This is a genomic window from Sphingopyxis sp., from assembly GCF_035686825.1.
In the GTDB taxonomy this organism is placed as follows: domain Bacteria; phylum Pseudomonadota; class Alphaproteobacteria; order Sphingomonadales; family Sphingomonadaceae; genus Sphingopyxis.
The window spans coordinates 760,995-776,750 of the sequence record NZ_DASRYZ010000007.1 but is presented as its reverse complement, the minus strand read 5'-3'; the positions used below and the strand labels follow the sequence as shown (position 1 = coordinate 776,750).

Genomic DNA, 15,756 nt, shown 5'->3' with positions numbered 1-15,756 from the left:
CTACCTCAAGGCGGGCAAGGTCATCGCGATCGACTGCGTCAACGCGACCAAGGACTATGTCCAGGGTCGCATGATCGTCACCGCGGGGCTTCGCGCGACCGCCGAACAGCTCGCCGACGCCGAAACCCCGCTCAAGACGCTGTTGTCAGAATAGTCCAACAGAAGGAGTGGCCGGTTGCGGTCAGACCGCTTTTGGGCGTCGATCGACCATAGCCGACATTCGCCAGAATCTCGCGTGGAGGATGCAACGGCAATACGTTCCGACGCGAGACGTGGCGAAATAGGATTTAGAGCCGACGAAATTGGTTGCATTGCAGGAGCGTCACGACCGCGTCGAGCCCGATCTGCGCCTGCCACTGGTCGAGCTTGCGGTCGGCCCCGCTGGTCGAAACGAGCGCGTCCGGACGCTGGCGTTTGGAATCGAACCGGCCCCACAGCCCCGCACCGGCGACGGACGACGCGGCCCATGACCGGTTGCCGACACGCTGTTCAAGGACTGGAGCAACCCGACAAAGGCTTCATACACCGGAACGCCCGGCTGATAGAGCGGCCTTTCCGGATTTCCGCCGGCCAACGCAATTTCCCGTTCGGCTCCACCGCAGCGGAATGATTATTCCACCACGGCGGCCGCGGTGAAGATATAGCCCACCCCGTAAACGACGCGGAGGGGAACCGGGAGATTGGCGTCCCGCTCGATCTTGCGGCGAAGACGGCTCACGACCGCGTCGAGATGACGATCGTCGAATTGCGACCGCGGACGGGCAGTGATCGCCATGAGTTCCTCGCGCGTACAAATTTCGCCGCCGCGCCCGCAAAGCAGACTCAGAAAGGCAAACTCGGTAGCGGTGAGCTTGACTGCCTTCCCGTTGGGCGCAGTCAGCAGCCAGCCAGCTCCGCTCAGCACCCATGGCTCGGCGCCATCTGCGACGACTGGAACTCCACCCGTTCGCCGCAACAGGCTTCGGATCGCTGCTTCGATTTCGCGCAGCGTGCTGCCTTTCACCAGATAGATGTCGGCGCCGCTCTCGAAACCGCGGATGCGATCGTCACTGTCGCCAAGCGCGGTCAACATGACGATGCCGCAATCATGGCTGTGCCGGATTTCGGCAGCCAGATCGAAGCCGTTGCCGTCGGGCAGACCGACATCGAGGACGACAATCGCCGGCGTCTCGCCACCCGCGAGCGCCGCGCGCAGATCCCGTGCGGTCGCCACACCCGTCGCCGCAAAGCCGCTCAGCCTAAGGAAGTCGACCAGGTCGGTGCGTAGCCGGGGTTCGTCCTCGACGACCAGTATCGACATCATGCCATCGCGCCTTCGGGCTGCGGCTGGCCTGTAGCCAGGGAGCGAGGCAGGCGTATCACCGCGACCGTCCCTCCGCCTTCATTGGAGAGCAATTGCAAAGTTCCGCCGTGATAGGCGAGCAGCCTTTGCGACGAATAGAGCCCGAGTCCGGTGCCTGCCCGCGTCACGGCATTGGAAGCGCGGAAGAAGCGGCGTCCGATCCTACTGCGCTCTGCCTCGGGAATACCGATGCCGTGATCGCTTACCGCGATGACCAGGCCGTCCCTGCTCTCCCGCGCATCAACCCCGATCAGCCGGTCCGAATATTTGAGGGCGTTGTCGACAAGGTTGATGATCGCGGTCGCCAGCATCTCCGGATCGGCGAAAAAGCGGACACCTCCATCGCCAACGGAAAAGTTCAGGCGCTCCTCCTGACCGGTCATCGCAAAGTGCAGCCGCACGGTTTCGAGCAGCGGAGCGAGCGTCAGCAGCTCGGGCCGAAAACCATTGGCGCGATCATCGGCCATGAAGCGATCGATCAGCCCGAACAGCCGATCGAGCGCTTCACCTATGCCCACGACACGTTCGCGCGTCGCGGGCGAGACCGGATCGCCCGCAAGTCCGATCATCTCGGCGGAACTGCGGATGATCGCGAGCGGGGTGCGGAATTCATGGCTGACGATGCGCATGAAATCACTCTGCTCGTCGCGCAGCGCGCGTTCGGTTTCGATGCTGGCGCCCAGCCGGGCTTCAAGGCGCCGACGCTCGGTGATCTCGCGCGACAGCGCCTCGTTCTTTTCCTGCAAATCGGCCGATAGCCGCGCGCTGACCATGAACAGGAGACATGCAAAAAACACGATCTGGAACAGGCTGCCCTGAAGCAGATACCAGGCGTGACGGTCGGCCAGCACCGGAGAGGAGACGCCGCCGCCCAAAGGCTCGATCGCACTCTGTACGAAGCTCGCGATCATATATTCGGCGAGGAAACCGATCATGATCCAGCGCAGCGACGCCGGCTGCGTGCGGTCGCGCAAGAGGCAGAGGATCATCACCGACATCATCACCGCCGTGAACAGCGTCGACAGGTGGATACGGATGGCGACGTTCGCGGGATCGAGCCCGACCGCGGCGGTCCACGACAATATATAGAGGACCAGAAGCGGAATGCCGATCGCGGCGCGGCGCGGCTGGCCGAGGAAGCGGGCGAGGCCGTCGGCGAGCATGACGAGGCCGAGCTTGATGACGATATTGGCGAGCACAACGGCCCAGGCCTCGGGTTCGCCGCCGCGCAGGATCATCAGCAGCAGACCGAGCGCGATGGCCGCAAAGCCGGCGGCGAGAAAGCGCAGTTCATAGAGATGGCGCCACGCGCGCCAGACAAAGATCCAGGCAAGCGCCTGAAGCCCTGCGATCGCGAAGCAGACGATCAGAACCGTGTCGAGATCCATCATTCCCGTATCGTCACACCCGGTCCCTTGCTGCCCACCTCCACGGCGCGATCCTTTGCAGGACTCGGGTGCCGAGGCAAGGCGCCGAACGAAATATTTGGTTAGAATTCAACAGAATTGGTCGGTGGATTCACCCGCTGCCATGCTCCTATTGATCGTCCGCCATTATCGTGCGGAGGCTCCATGTCCAATATTTCAGCGCCCGGCGACCATCGCACGCGGCCTTCCCTCGCATTGCGCTGCTCGACCGCGCTTGCAGGCGCGACATTGCTCGCGCTTTCGGCCCAGCCGGCACGGGCGCAGTCCGTGACGGTGTCGGGCGATGTCGGCCCCACCCTCTCGCCCAACCCGTCCCCGGTGTGGAACGCCGGCGGTGACATCGTTGTCGGCAATAGCGGAAGCGGCGAGCTCGTCATTGAAAATGGCGGTAGCGTCACAAGCAACGTGGGAACGCTCGGCGTCTTTCGCGGATCGCAAGGCGCTGTGCGGGTATCGACGGGCGGATCATGGACCAATAGCCGGCTCCGCGTCGGCGGCAATGGAAACGGCACGCTGACTATCGACAGCGGCGGGGTGGTGCGCACTGTCGCCGGCGATGGCTACGCCTATATCGGAGAAGACACCGGTACGATCGGAATCGTGAATGTGACGGGCGCCGGTTCGCGGTGGAGTCTCGACTCCTACCTCTTCGTCGGCAATCGCGGCACGGCGACCCTGACCATCGACGATGGCGGAATGGTCGAGGCCGACGGCGTTGCCATCACGTCATTTGGGGGAAAAGGAACCCTGTATCTGCGCGGCACCGCAGCGGCCCGCGGCGTCCTCAAAACCGGATTCGTCGGCGCCGGGATCGGCGATGCTTCGCTTGTCTTCGACGGCGGCATCCTGCGCGCGATGCGCGACGAGGCCGAGTTTTTCTACACCTTCGATCCGGGCGAGGCCGTTATCGAGGACGGGGGCGCCTTCATCGATAGCAACGGCTTCGATATCGGCATCGGTACCGGTCTCACGGGCAACGGCGACCTGACCAAACTCGGCTTGGGAATGCTAACCCTAACCGGGGCAAGCACAATCGGCGGTGTCACTCACGTCAACGGTGGAACGCTGCGGATTGCGGCCGGGGGAAGCCTTTCCAGCGATCAGGGGTATATCGGCGAAGGGGCCGGACAGAGCGGCGCTGTCATCGTCACGGGAACGGACGCGCGCTGGATCAACGACAGCCACATCTATGTCGGCCACGACGGCGCCGGCGCGTTGACCATAGACAATGGCGCTACCGTCTCCAACGCCGCTGGCACGGTAGGGGCACTAAGCGGAAGCCGGGGCGTCGCGACCATTTCCGGAACCGGGTCGACATGGACTAACGCTCAGGACATTCGGATCGGCGAGTTCGGCGAAGGCTTTTTGAACGTTACCGACGGCGGGACCGCAATCGCCTCGGGCAGCCTAGCCCTCGGCGTGAGGGCCGGCTCCGAAGGTTCGGTTACGGCCTCCGGCCCAAGGTCGACTATCACGACTGAAAACACGGTCGTCATCGGCAATGACGGGACCGGGGTGCTGACCATCGCGGATGGCGCGAGAGTATCGGGCATGCAATCACTCATCGCATTCTGGGCAGGCAGCCACGGTACGCTCAATATCGGCGCGGCCGCAGGCGAGGGTCCCGCCGCCGCCGGCGAATTCGCCGTCCCGACGCTGACTTTTTACGACGGCGACGGCACGCTGGTTTTCAACCACAGCAATACCGATCTGGTCTTCTCGACCGTTCTCGACAGCATGAGCATAGGCACGGGCACGGGCACGCACCGCGTCGAGCATTACGCCGGGACGACCTTGCTGACCGGCGACAGTTCGGCCTTCTCCGGAACGACCATGGTTTCGGGGGGCAAACTGCTGGTCGGCGACGCAGGCGGAACCGGCCGTATCGGCGGCACAATGCTTGTCGCCTCGGGCGGCACGCTCGGCGGTTCTGGGACGGTCGGCACGACCACCGTCGCCGACGGCGGCCGCCTCGCGCCCGGCAATTCGATCGGCAAGCTGACCGTCGATGGCAATCTGACGCTGACCGCCGGGTCGTTCCTCGATTTCGAACTGGGCGCGCCCAGCGCTGGTGACACGATCACGGTCACCGGGAATCTGACGCTCGACGGCACGATCAACCTGTCGCAAAGCGCCGACGCCGCGGACGGCGCCATCGGCTTCGGCTATTACCGGCTGATCACCTATGGCGGCAGTCTGGATAACAGAGGCCTCGACATCGGAACCACGCCGGCGCTCGGAACACCCGCCCGCTACGCGATCGAGGCAGGCGGCGGCCATGTCGACCTTTTGATCGCGGACCCGGGCGACGACCGGCTGCAATATTGGATCGGTGGCGACGGCGTCTGGAACGCCGCAAACACGGTCTGGCGGAACGAGGGCGGCGTCGTGCCCGAAGCATGGGCGGGCCATCATGCGGTGTTCAAGGGAACGCCGGGTAACCGCATCGCGGTCGAGGGCGTGCAAAGCTTTCAGGGCCTGCAGTTCGTCGACGACGGCTACCGCCTCGAGGGATTGGGCGAACTCCAGATCGACGGATCGGATCGTCCCGACAATATGGCCGAAATTCGCGTTCTTGCCGGCGAGACGGCGACGATCGCGACACGGATCACGGGGTTCGGCGGGCTCGACAAGACGCAGGGCGGGACGCTCGTCCTGGCAGGAAACAACAGCTATTCGGGTGGAACGACAATCAGCGGTGGGACATTGTCGATCGCGTCCGACACCAATCTGGGCGACGCGAGCGGCGGGCTCACTTTCGACGGTGGCACGCTGCGCAACAGGTCGGCGATCACGACCGCGCGCGCCATCCTGCTCGACGCGGGCGGCGGAACCTTCCTCACCGATCGGAATCTGACGATCGGCGGCACGATCTCCGGCGCCGGTGCGCTGACCAAGACCGGGGGCGGCGCATTGCTGCTGACCGGCCCCAACGATTATAACGGCGGAACCACGATTTCGGCGGGCACGATCTATGCCATGACAAGCGGCGCGCTCGGAAGCGGACCGGTGCGCATCACCGCGGGCGGTGCGTTGCAGCTATCGAACGATGCCAGCGCCGGAAACCTCGACATCAGCAAGGGACCAGGCACCTTCCTGCGTTTCAACGACAATGCGTCCGCGGGCGCGGCGACGATCACCAACACGCAAAGTTCGATCAATTTCAACAACAAGACATCGGCGGGTACCGCGCATATCCGCAATATCGGCGGCGGCACCTCCTTCAACAACGCCTCGTCTGCCGCAAACGCCCGCATCAGCGCCGAAGCGGACGGTACGATCGGATTCTATGGCGATGCGACGGCGGGCAGCGCCGTCATCACGCTCCTCGACAAGGGATTCGCCTCTTTCCTCGGCAACAGCACCGCCGACGGCGCGACCATCATCGGTGAAACGGGCGGTTCGCTCGACATATCGGGCCTTGCCGCCGACGGCATCGCGATCGGATCGCTGTCGGGGAATGTCGCCGTCTCGCTCGGAAGCAAGGCGCTGACGCTGGGGGGGCTCGGCAAGAATGAGACGATCGGCGGTACGATCGCGGATGGGGGCAATGGCGGCAGGCTCGTCAAGATCGGCGGCGGCACGCTGACGCTGACCGGCGCCAGCAGCTATTCGGGCGCTACCGACGTCCGCGCGGGCACCTTGCTGGTGAACGGCGACCAGTCGGCGGCGATGGGACTGACCCGCGTGGCGAACGGCGCGACGCTGGGCGGCCGCGGCATCGTCGGCGGCGACGTCGTGGTCGATGATGGTGGCATTCTGGCGCCCGGCACCAGTCCCGCCACCCTCACCATAAACGGCAACCTGACGCTCTCAGGCGGTTCGATCCTCGCCTATGAATTTGGTGAGGCCAACACCCCCGGGGGTCCGCTCAACGACCTGATTTCCGTCGGCGGCGACCTGACGCTCGACGGCACGCTCGACGTGTCAATTTCTGCGGGGGGAGCTTTCGGCGCGGGCGTCTATCGCATCTTCGATTATGGCGGGACGCTGGCCGACAACGGCCTCGCGCTCGGGACGATGCCCGCGAGCGATGGCACCATCACCGTGCAGCCAGCGACGGCGGGTCAGGTGAACCTGGTCTACTACACCGGGCCAACACTGACCTTCTGGGACGGCAGCGCCGGGCCGAAGGATGACGGCGCGATTCAGGGCGGGTCGGGCGTCTGGCAAGCCGGCGGCGGCAATCGCAACTGGACCGATGCCGACGGCCTCGCCAACGCATCCTATGCCGATGGCGGCCTCGCCATATTCGGCGGAACCGGGGGCACGGTGACCATCGACGCGAGCCTCGGCGATGTCACGGCGGCGGGGATGCAGTTCGCCGCCGACGGCTACAGGATCGATGGCGACGCGCTCAGCCTGTCCGAAGCCGAGACGGCGATCCGCGTCGGCGACGGCAGCACCGCGGGCGCAGGCTTTAGCGCGACGATCGCCGCCGCGCTGACTGGCGACGGCCGCCTCGTCAAGACCGATGCCGGCACACTGATCCTTTCGGGCGTCAACAGCTATGCCGGTGGTACGGCGATCGAGGGCGGCACCGTGCAGATCGCCGCCGACGCCAACCTCGGCGACGCAGCAGGCAGTGTGATGCTCGATGGCGGCACGCTCGCCACCAGCGCCAGCCTGACCAGCGGGCGCGAAATCATAATTGCGGGCGGGGGCACGATCGCCGCCGCGGCCGATACGGTCTTCACTCTTGGCGGCCGATTGTCGGGGAACGGCGCGTTGACCAAGCAAGGCGCCGGTACGCTGAGGCTGACCGGCGACAACAGCGGCTACATGGCCGTCGCGACCGTCGCGGCGGGCACGCTGGCGGTCGACGGCGCACTCGGGAGTGCGATCATGGTCGCGGCCGGCGCACGTCTCTCGGGCAGCGGACGGGTTGGCAACGTGGCCAATGCCGGCACCGTCACGCCAGGGGGCGATGCGATCGGGACGCTAACCGTTGGTTCCTATTCCGCGAACGGCGGAGTGCTGGAAATCGCCACCGCGACGGGCGACAACGGTCCGCTGGCCGACCGGCTGGTCGTGACCGGCGGCACTTCGGGTTCGACGCTCGTCACGATCACCGATCGCTCCGGCCTTGGCATATCGACGGCCGAAGGGCTGAAGATCGTCGACGTGACCGGCGCGTCCGAAGGCCGTTTCGCGATGCGCGGCGACTATGCCTTCGCCGGCGATCAGGTGATCATCGCGGGCGCCTATGGCTACCGCCTCGTCAAAGGCGGCATCGCCGCCCCCGACGATGGCGACTGGTATCTGCGTTCCGCCGCGCAGGGCGGACCGCTCTATCAGCCGGGTGTACCGCTCTACGAACATTATACGCAAACGCTGCAGGCGCTGAACGGCCTTCCGACATGGCAGGAACGGGTCGGAAACCGCCAATGGGCATCGCCCAGCGGCGGTGGACTGTGGGGCCGGATGGAATCGAGCCGCCTGCGCCCCGAGGCGCGCCTGTCCTCGACAGGTGCCGACGCCAATATCGATAGCTGGCGCATGCAGATGGGTATCGACCATGCGCTGGACGACAGCGAGGCATCGACGCTGGTCGCAGGCCTTACCGCCCATTATGGCGAGGCCGATGCTGCGGTCCGCTCGATCTTCGGCGACGGCCGGATCGACGCGAAAGGCTATGGGGTCGGCGCGACGCTGACCTTCGTCACCACCGGCGGCTTCTATGCCGATGCGCAGGCGCAGATGAGCTGGTTTGACGCGCGGCTCCGGTCCGCCACGCTCGGCAAGCTCGCCGACGGCAATGACGGCCGCGGACGCGCCGTCAGCATCGAGACAGGCAAGCGCGCGCCGGTCGGCAGCGGCCTGACGATCACGCCGCATATCCGGATGACCTATCAAAGGGTCGATTTCGATGCATTTGACGATCCCGCCGACGCCGCCGTGTCTTCGGGTGATGGCGACAGCCTGACGACGCACTGGGGCATCGCTGTCGCGCACGACCGGGCGTGGACCAGCAACGGATCGAGCCGCCGGACGCACCTCTACGGCCTGCTTCGCCTCGGCTATGAATGGCTCGATAGTGGGCGCGCGATCGTGTCGGGAACTTCCATCCACAATGCAAACGACCGTCTGCGCGGCGAGGCGGCGCTGGGGGGCAGCCTCGGGTTCGGCGAGCGGCTGACGCTCTACACCCAGGTTTCGGCCGGATCGTCGCTGCGGGACGTCGGACGCGGCTATGACATCAGGGGCACCGCAGGGGTGCGGCTGAACTTCTAAATCGCATTCCCTTCCCGGCGATTCTGTAGTGGCCGTTTGAAGCATGTCAGCTTTCAGGCGGAAATTATGGAAAGCAGACCTCGAATGGGCATTTGGTCCGTTGACGCATTAGGCGCCAGTCATCGCACCTTTGACGTTCGATAGAGGCTTAACGGATCTCGTTGATGACGGTGACTTCTTCTTCGCCCAGATGATCCTCGGCATGCTCGCGGATATGATCCCGATCATCCTCGCTCAACGTCCGACCGCAAATGCAGCGATCCCGATCTGCTATGATACGAAAAAAGGACTTGGAGGATCGCGGAAGGTTACGAGTCTCCAACGTTTCGCTGAGAACTCGGAGCCGGTTGCCGAACGTAGGGTGGATCGACAGAGGAGACCGGAATAGGACGCGTTTGCCTGTGAATCGACCGACCAGCTTGCTACGCGTTACGAAGGTTGGCGGACGACAAGGGGAAGAGATTTGACGACGCTTATCACCGGCGCGGCCGGGTTCATCGGAATGCACGTCGCATCGGCTTTGCTCGGTCGCGGGGACGCGGTCGTCGGCATCGACAATTTCACGCCCTATTATTCGCTTGAGCTCAAGCGCGCGCGCGTCGCTCACCTCCAGACCCGCTATGGTGAGTTGTTCAACTTTATCGATGTCGATTTTGGCGACGCCCATGCGCTGACCGACGCGCTTTCCAGCCACCGGATCGACCGGATCGTCCATCTCGGTGCCCAGCCCGGGGTCCGCTATTCGCTCGAAAACCCGGCCGCCTATGTCCATTCGAACGTCGCGGGGCATGTCAATATTCTCGAACTGGCGCGCCACCGGTCCATCGCGCATCTGGTTTATGCTTCGTCGTCGTCGGTTTACGGCATGCGCACCGAAACGCCCTTTCGCGTCGCCGACCGTGCCGATACGCCAATCTCGCTCTATGCGGCGACGAAGCGGGCCGACGAATTGCTCAGCGAAACCTATGCGCACCTCTTCAGGATACCCCAAACCGGCCTCCGCTTTTTCACCGTCTATGGTCCGTGGGGGCGGCCGGACATGGCAGTCTGGAAATTCACCGAAGCGGTGCTGCAGGGCCGGCCGATCGACGTCTATAATCACGGCGACATGCTCCGCGATTTCACCTTCATCGACGACATCGTCAACGGTGTGGTCCTGGCGCTTGACCGCCCACCCGAGGACGACAACCGCGAGAAGCCGGGAGGCTTTACGACGCCCCACCGGCTGTACAACATCGGGAACAACGATCCCGAACAGCTCACCGAGTTGATCCACGCGATCGAGCAGGCGTGCGGCCGAAAGGCAGAGATCAACCTGCTGCCGATGCAGGACGGCGACGTCTATCAGACCGCCGCCGACATCGAAGACATCGCCCGCGACCTGGGCTTCGCTCCGACAACACCGATCAGCGTGGGAATACCGGCTTTCGTCACTTGGTACCGGGAGGAATGGATGAACCTGCGGGACACCGATTCTCACCGGAATTAGGCAAGGCGTGAAGCGCCTACCAGCGCAGGAAACGCGGCAGGATCAACCGACCCGCGACGGCCGAAAGCAGGACCGCGGCGCCATGCCAGAGTGCGATGTGTACGACGTCATCGCTCGCGCAATGGAGCGCGACGATCGTCGCGCCCGCGGCTCCCGCGGCGATGCCGATGACCCAGCCCGCGCGCGCCGGCGACGTCGGCGCGCCCGCCTTGAGCCAGAAGAACAGCGCCGCGCCGACGCCGAAGCCCGATGCCACACCTTGCATGAGGCAGCGCAGACCGAAGCCGTCGCGCACGGCTTCCATCGCGGCGTGGCCATCAGCGATGCAAGCGGCGAGCGCCGCGAGCGGCAGCGACAGCGACGCACCGACCGCCCAGCGCCAGCCGCTATAGTCGCGCCCGACGCCGGGTAGCCCCATGCGTAGCGCGCTCCACGTCGCGGCAAGGCCCGTCGCCGCGGTCAGCCAGAAAGCGAGCATCGAGAGCGGCGGCATTCCCCGCACCGCCAGATCCTCGCGCAACCCGAACAGCAGCAGCAACGCCGCGGCGCCCGCCACCCATCCGACGGCGACCCATGCGGATCCGCGCGCGACGCGGCGCGGGCGAACGGGCGTCAGGTCCCCCGCCAACTCGTCGATCAGATCGTCGATCGATGCGTCCTTCATCTCATTCGCTTTCAATCAGTTCGGCGAGCTTCTTGAGCCCGCGATGGATATTCACCTTGACGAGCGATTCGCTCTGTCCGCAAATTTGCGACGCCTCGGCGATTGATGCGCCTTCGATCTTGACCAGCGTGATCGCCTGCGCCTGCTTCGGCGGCAACAGCGTGAGCAGATGGTCGATGCTGAGCCGCGCATGGACCGCTTCGTCCTCCGCCCCGACCGCGGCGTCATTGTCACCGAGTTCGGCCTCGTCGCGCTGGCGGCGCAACATATCGATCCAGCGATAGCGCGCGATAGCGGCGAGCCAAGGCAAAAACGCCCGCCCGCTGTCCCATGTCGCAAGCTTGCGGTGCATCGACACGAGCGTTTCCTGCACCAGATCGTCGATATGGTGCGGCGCGATCCGCCGCGCGAAATAGCGTTCGAGCCATTTGCGGCAATCGACGAGCAACGCGCGATAGGCGCTGCGATCCCCCCGCTGCGATGCGGCCATCAAGCGCGCCAGCGAAGGTTCGTCGATGCTCATTTCAAGCGCATCCTAGCAATCAGCGCGTCGAGCGAGAACAGCCCTCCGCCGCGAACGATCAGGATCGCCGCCATCGCCGCCCACAGCGAGTGGACGGGCCACCAGGCGTCGGGGAAGACGAATATCTGGATGACGAGCGTCATCACGAGCAGCGCGACCGCCGAGAAGCGCGTCGCGAGACCGAGAAGCAGCAGCGCCGGAAAAAGATGCTCGGCGAAGGTCGTCAGGGGCACCGCAATGACGGGGTCAAGCGGCAACCCCGAAAATTCGCTGCGAAACAGATCATATTGCGACGGGTCGATCTTGAGGAAGCTGCCCTCGACCACCTTCGTCTGCCCCGATCGCCAGAAAACGCCCGCGAGCGCGATCCGCAGCAGGAACAGTGCGGCGCCTTCGACAAGCCGCGACCCCGCGACGGCTACGCCCTTGTCATAAAATCGCGCAATCGCATTCATCGCTTAAACCCTTTCGAAAGCCCCGGCCTCGATCAGCGCCGCAATGGCGGCGCCGCCGTCCGGATGCTGTTCGGCGAGATGCGCGATCAGGTTACCCATAGGCGCGATTTCTTCCGCCAAGCCGAGGGCGGCCGCGGCGGCAGGCTCGATCGCGAACACACGGACATCGGCATCGGGGCGCGTGACGAGCAACACCCGTGTGTCGGTCGCGAATGCGGGATCGACGAGCGGTGCGGCGTCGCTGGTCAGGGCGACGATGCGCACCGCCGGGTGCCGACGGACCGGCAGGCCGAGCAGACCGGTTTCGTCCAGACCGATCAGATCGGCAAGCGCCAGCGCCGGCGCATCGGCGGCGTGGTAGCTTTCGAGCCACGCCCATCCGACGCGCGCAAGGTCGGCGGCGCGCGGATCGCCGAGCCAGTCCGCAAACCCCGCGCCGATGTCGTTCAACGACCGGCGCTCGACCCCGCCCTCCTCGACAAACTGGCGCGACAGCCGATTGAACGCTTCTTCGCCCAGATAATCTCGCGTGCGCGGGAATGTCTCTTCGAGCGCGACGAGACGCGCGTGCGAAACGGTATTCGCATGGACGCGTAAACCACGCAGCACCGCGGCGTCGTTCCCGGCAAACAGATCGGTCGGCAGATGGACGGGGCCGCGCAGCAAGGTCGCGGCGATCGCCGCCTGTTGCCGTTCAAGCATGAACCGGCGCCCGCAACAGCGCGTCGGCCTTCGCCGCCTCGGCGATCAAGGTCGCATAATCGGGAACGTCGGTATCCCATTCGATCAGCACTGGCCTTGGTCCGGAACGGTCGAGGAATCGCGCCAGCAGCTCCCAGCAGCTCGCGCGCACCGGCGATCCATGGTCGTCGATCGCGATCGTCCCGCCGACATCATCATCCTTGACCGCATGGCCCGCGACATGAATTTCGCCGACATGGCGCGAGTCGAAGGCATCGAGCCAGGCCACCGGATCGAGCCCGAGATTGAAGGCCGAGACCTCCACATTGTTGATATCGAGCAGCAGGCCGCAGCCGCTGCGCCGGCAAAGCTCGTGCAGGAAATCGACCTCGCCCCAATCGTCGCCCGCATAGGCGAGATAGCGCGAGGGGTTTTCGATCAGGATCGACCGAAGAAGCCGGTCCTGCACCCGCCCGACTTCGGCCGTGAAATGATCGAGCGCCGCGTGATTATAGGGGATCGGCAGCAGATCGGGAAATTTGTCGCGAGGCCCGTTGCTCCAGCTCAGATGGTCGGAAACCATCGCCGGACCATAGCGGCGGCAAAGCGCCGCGAGCGCGTCGATTTCGGCCTCGTCCGCGCCAAACGCCGATCCCAGCGACAGTCCGACCGAATGAAAGCTCAGCGGCAAATGCTCAGCCACCGCGGTCAGCCAGCGATGCGGCGGCCCGCCCGCGCCGAAATAATTCTGGGGGTGGACTTCGGCCCAGGCGGGCGCCGTCCCCTGCCCCGCCGCCGCCAGCACATCGGCATAGTGCTGCGGCTTGAGCCCGATACCGGCGCGTGCGGGCAGCGGCGAAGACAGGGAAGCGGTCACGCGGGTCAGCCCTTCTTGGCGACCGGCTTGGCGTTGCCCTTGTGCGCGGCCAGCGTGCCGCCCATCTTGACGCAGTTGCCCGCGGGCACATGCTTCCAGGCATTACCCTGATAATCGACGGTCGAGGTCCCGGCGCAGCTCGTGCCCGGCCCGGCAGCGCAATCATTCTTGCCCTTGAGCGCGACGCCATAGCATTTTTCCTTGGCGCCCTCGGCGGCGATGGCGGTGCCGCCGATCGCGGTGCCCGCCGCCATTGCGAGGACGGCCGAAGCGGCGAGCGACAGTTTCAGTGCATTGGTCATGATTATCTCCCTTTGAGAAATGAATGATGCGGAGGATGGCATCGTCACGAGTTCGCGGGAGAAGGTGCGAAAGTTACGCCGAGGCGGGAGACAATGATTTGGCAGGACAGCGCCGATGGAATAGGCCCTCGACCGGTAAGGACACATCCATGGAGACGGGCAAGGCATGAATATTCTGCTGACGGGCGGCGCCGGTTATATCGGAAGCCATGTCGCGGCGCCGCTGGTGTCGGCCGGGCACCGCGTCATCTGCTTCGATAATATGTCGAACAGCGATCCGGCGGTCATGGACCGGCTCGAGGCGATCACGGGCCATGCCGTTCCGCTCGTCACCGGCGACATCCGCGATGGCGACGCGCTGCGCAGGGTGTTGCAGGACCATAAGATTGAGGCCGTGATCCATTTCGCGGGGCTGAAAGCCGTGGGCGAATCGGTCGCCGAGCCGATGAAATATTACGACAATAACGTCCGCGGTACCCTGTCGCTGCTCGAAGCGATGGCCGATTGCGGGACCAAGACGCTCGTCTTTTCGTCGAGCGCGACCGTCTATGGCCAGCCGCAATATCTGCCGCTCGACGAGAGCCACCCGACTTCGGCGACCAATCCCTATGGCCGCACCAAGCTGATGATCGAGGAGATGCTCGCCGACGTCGCCGCCGCCGATCCCGAATGGCGCATCGCGATCCTGCGCTATTTCAACCCCGTCGGCGCGCACGACAGCGGGCTGATCGGCGAGAATCCCAACGGTATTCCGAACAATCTGATGCCCTTCGTCAGCCGCGTCGCCGCCGGGCGGCTCGCCGAACTGTCGGTGTTCGGCAACGATTACGACACGCCCGACGGCACCGGGGTCCGCGACTATATCCACGTCGTCGACCTCGCCGAGGGCCATGTCGCGGCGCTGGGCGCCATTGCAAAGAGCAAAGAACCGCTGTCGATCTGGAACCTCGGGACCGGTCAGGGCTATTCGGTGCTCGACATGGTCGAGGCGTTTGAACGCGTGAACGGCGTCCGCATCCCCTATCGGATCGCGCCGCGCCGCGACGGCGATGTCGCGAGCTGTTTCGCCAGCCCCGACCGCGCGGCGCGCGAATTGGGCTGGAAGGCCGAGCGCGGTCTCGACGCGATGTGCGCGTCGAGCTGGCATTTCGAACGCACGCTCGCGGGCCGCAATTCGGACTAGCCGAACCAGCCCGCGGCCTGCGCCAGCACCCACAGGCCGATCACGAGAAACAGGCCCGCCGCGACGACGCGCACCTTCGCGAGGTCGACGCGCTTCAGCAGCTCATGCCCGAGAAAGATCGCCGGCACATTGGCGATCATCATCCCGAGCGTCGTGCCCGCGGTGACCGCGACGACGTCATGATATTGCGCGCCCAGCGCGATCGTCGCCACCTGCGTCTTGTCGCCCATCTCGACGAGGAAAAAGGCGACGAGCGTCGTCAGGAACGCCCCGAAGCGCGGTTTCGGCGCTTCGTCGTCTTCGAATTTGTCGGGGATCAGCGTCCATGCGGCCATCGCGATGAACGAGGCGCCGATCGCATAGCGAAAGACCGGGCTATCGAGAAAGGCGGCCGCCGACGCACCGAGCAGCGCCGCGAGCGCGTGATTGGCGAGCGTCGCGACCAATATGCCGAATATGATCGGCAGCGGCCGGTTGAACCGCGTTGCGAGCAGCATCGCGAGGAGCTGCGTCTTGTCGCCGATTTCGGCGAGCGCGACGACCGCGGTCGAGGTGAACAGGGCTTCCATGGGTTACTCC

13 protein-coding genes are annotated in these 15,756 nt (G+C 65.0%); 4 read left to right on the top strand and 9 right to left on the bottom strand.

Annotated elements, in window-relative coordinates; all coding sequences use genetic code 11:
- Window positions 1-154, top strand: a 154-nt coding sequence (locus tag VFG17_RS21585; protein WP_325031436.1) for an oxidoreductase C-terminal domain-containing protein, incomplete at its 5' end; no start/stop codon positions are given.
- Window positions 155-610: 456 nt separating this feature from the next.
- Here VFG17_RS21585 and VFG17_RS21580 read toward each other — a convergent pair.
- On the bottom strand, window positions 611-1,300 hold the full coding sequence (locus VFG17_RS21580) for a response regulator transcription factor (RefSeq protein ID WP_325031417.1): 690 nt from the start codon (window positions 1,298-1,300) through the stop codon (window positions 611-613).
- A complete protein-coding gene (locus VFG17_RS21575; protein WP_325031416.1) occupies window positions 1,300-2,733 on the bottom strand; it encodes a HAMP domain-containing sensor histidine kinase in 1,434 nt (477 codons plus the stop codon). Before VFG17_RS21575 ends, VFG17_RS21580 begins: the two co-directional genes overlap by 1 nt.
- A gap of 180 nt (window positions 2,734-2,913) precedes the next feature.
- Between VFG17_RS21575 and VFG17_RS21570 the strand changes: the two genes are divergently transcribed.
- Both VFG17_RS21570 and VFG17_RS21565 read left to right on the top strand, forming a co-directional pair.
- The gene (locus VFG17_RS21570; protein ID WP_325031415.1) at window positions 2,914-9,003 is read left to right on the top strand and encodes an autotransporter outer membrane beta-barrel domain-containing protein; all 6,090 of its coding nucleotides are present in this window, start codon (window positions 2,914-2,916) and stop codon (window positions 9,001-9,003) included.
- A gap of 463 nt (window positions 9,004-9,466) precedes the next feature.
- Complete coding sequence (locus tag VFG17_RS21565; RefSeq protein ID WP_325031414.1) at window positions 9,467-10,492, top strand: NAD-dependent epimerase/dehydratase family protein; 1,026 nt, start codon at window positions 9,467-9,469, stop codon at window positions 10,490-10,492.
- Between the two features lie 16 nt (window positions 10,493-10,508).
- On the opposite strand, the gene VFG17_RS21560 is transcribed toward VFG17_RS21565, so the two are convergent.
- From VFG17_RS21560 to VFG17_RS21535, 6 genes are read right to left on the bottom strand one after another with little or no spacing between them, the layout of a single operon-like run.
- Window positions 10,509-11,156: a DUF1109 domain-containing protein gene (locus VFG17_RS21560; protein ID WP_325031413.1), complete on the bottom strand. Its 648-nt coding sequence runs from the start codon at window positions 11,154-11,156 to the stop codon at window positions 10,509-10,511.
- A 1-nt stretch (window position 11,157) separates the two neighbouring features.
- Window positions 11,158-11,679 carry a sigma-70 family RNA polymerase sigma factor gene (locus VFG17_RS21555; RefSeq protein WP_325031412.1) on the bottom strand — a complete coding sequence of 174 codons (522 nt, stop codon included), beginning with the start codon at window positions 11,677-11,679 and terminating at the stop codon, window positions 11,158-11,160.
- Window positions 11,676-12,134, bottom strand: coding sequence for a DoxX family protein (locus VFG17_RS21550; protein WP_325031411.1), 459 nt, complete (start codon window positions 12,132-12,134; stop codon window positions 11,676-11,678). Before VFG17_RS21550 ends, VFG17_RS21555 begins: the two co-directional genes overlap by 4 nt.
- 3 nt (window positions 12,135-12,137) lie before the next feature.
- Window positions 12,138-12,836 (bottom strand): DNA-binding domain-containing protein, encoded by a 699-nt coding sequence (locus tag VFG17_RS21545; RefSeq protein ID WP_325031410.1) that lies wholly within the window; start codon window positions 12,834-12,836, stop codon window positions 12,138-12,140.
- Window positions 12,829-13,692 (bottom strand): DUF692 domain-containing protein, encoded by an 864-nt coding sequence (locus VFG17_RS21540; RefSeq protein ID WP_325031409.1) that lies wholly within the window; start codon window positions 13,690-13,692, stop codon window positions 12,829-12,831. The genes VFG17_RS21545 and VFG17_RS21540 overlap by 8 nt, the downstream gene beginning before the upstream one ends.
- A gap of 5 nt (window positions 13,693-13,697) precedes the next feature.
- Window positions 13,698-13,994, bottom strand: a complete 297-nt coding sequence (locus tag VFG17_RS21535) for a DUF2282 domain-containing protein (RefSeq protein WP_325031408.1) — start codon at window positions 13,992-13,994, stop codon at window positions 13,698-13,700.
- Between the two features lie 166 nt (window positions 13,995-14,160).
- Here VFG17_RS21535 and galE point away from each other — a divergent pair, with 166 nt between their 5' ends.
- Complete coding sequence (gene galE / locus VFG17_RS21530; protein WP_325031407.1) at window positions 14,161-15,177, top strand: UDP-glucose 4-epimerase GalE; 1,017 nt, start codon at window positions 14,161-14,163, stop codon at window positions 15,175-15,177.
- On the opposite strand, the gene VFG17_RS21525 is transcribed toward galE, so the two are convergent.
- Entirely contained in the window at window positions 15,174-15,746 is a 573-nt protein-coding gene (locus VFG17_RS21525; protein WP_325031406.1) for a TMEM165/GDT1 family protein, read from the bottom strand. The genes galE and VFG17_RS21525 overlap by 4 nt on opposite strands.
- Window positions 15,747-15,756 lie beyond the last annotated feature (10 nt).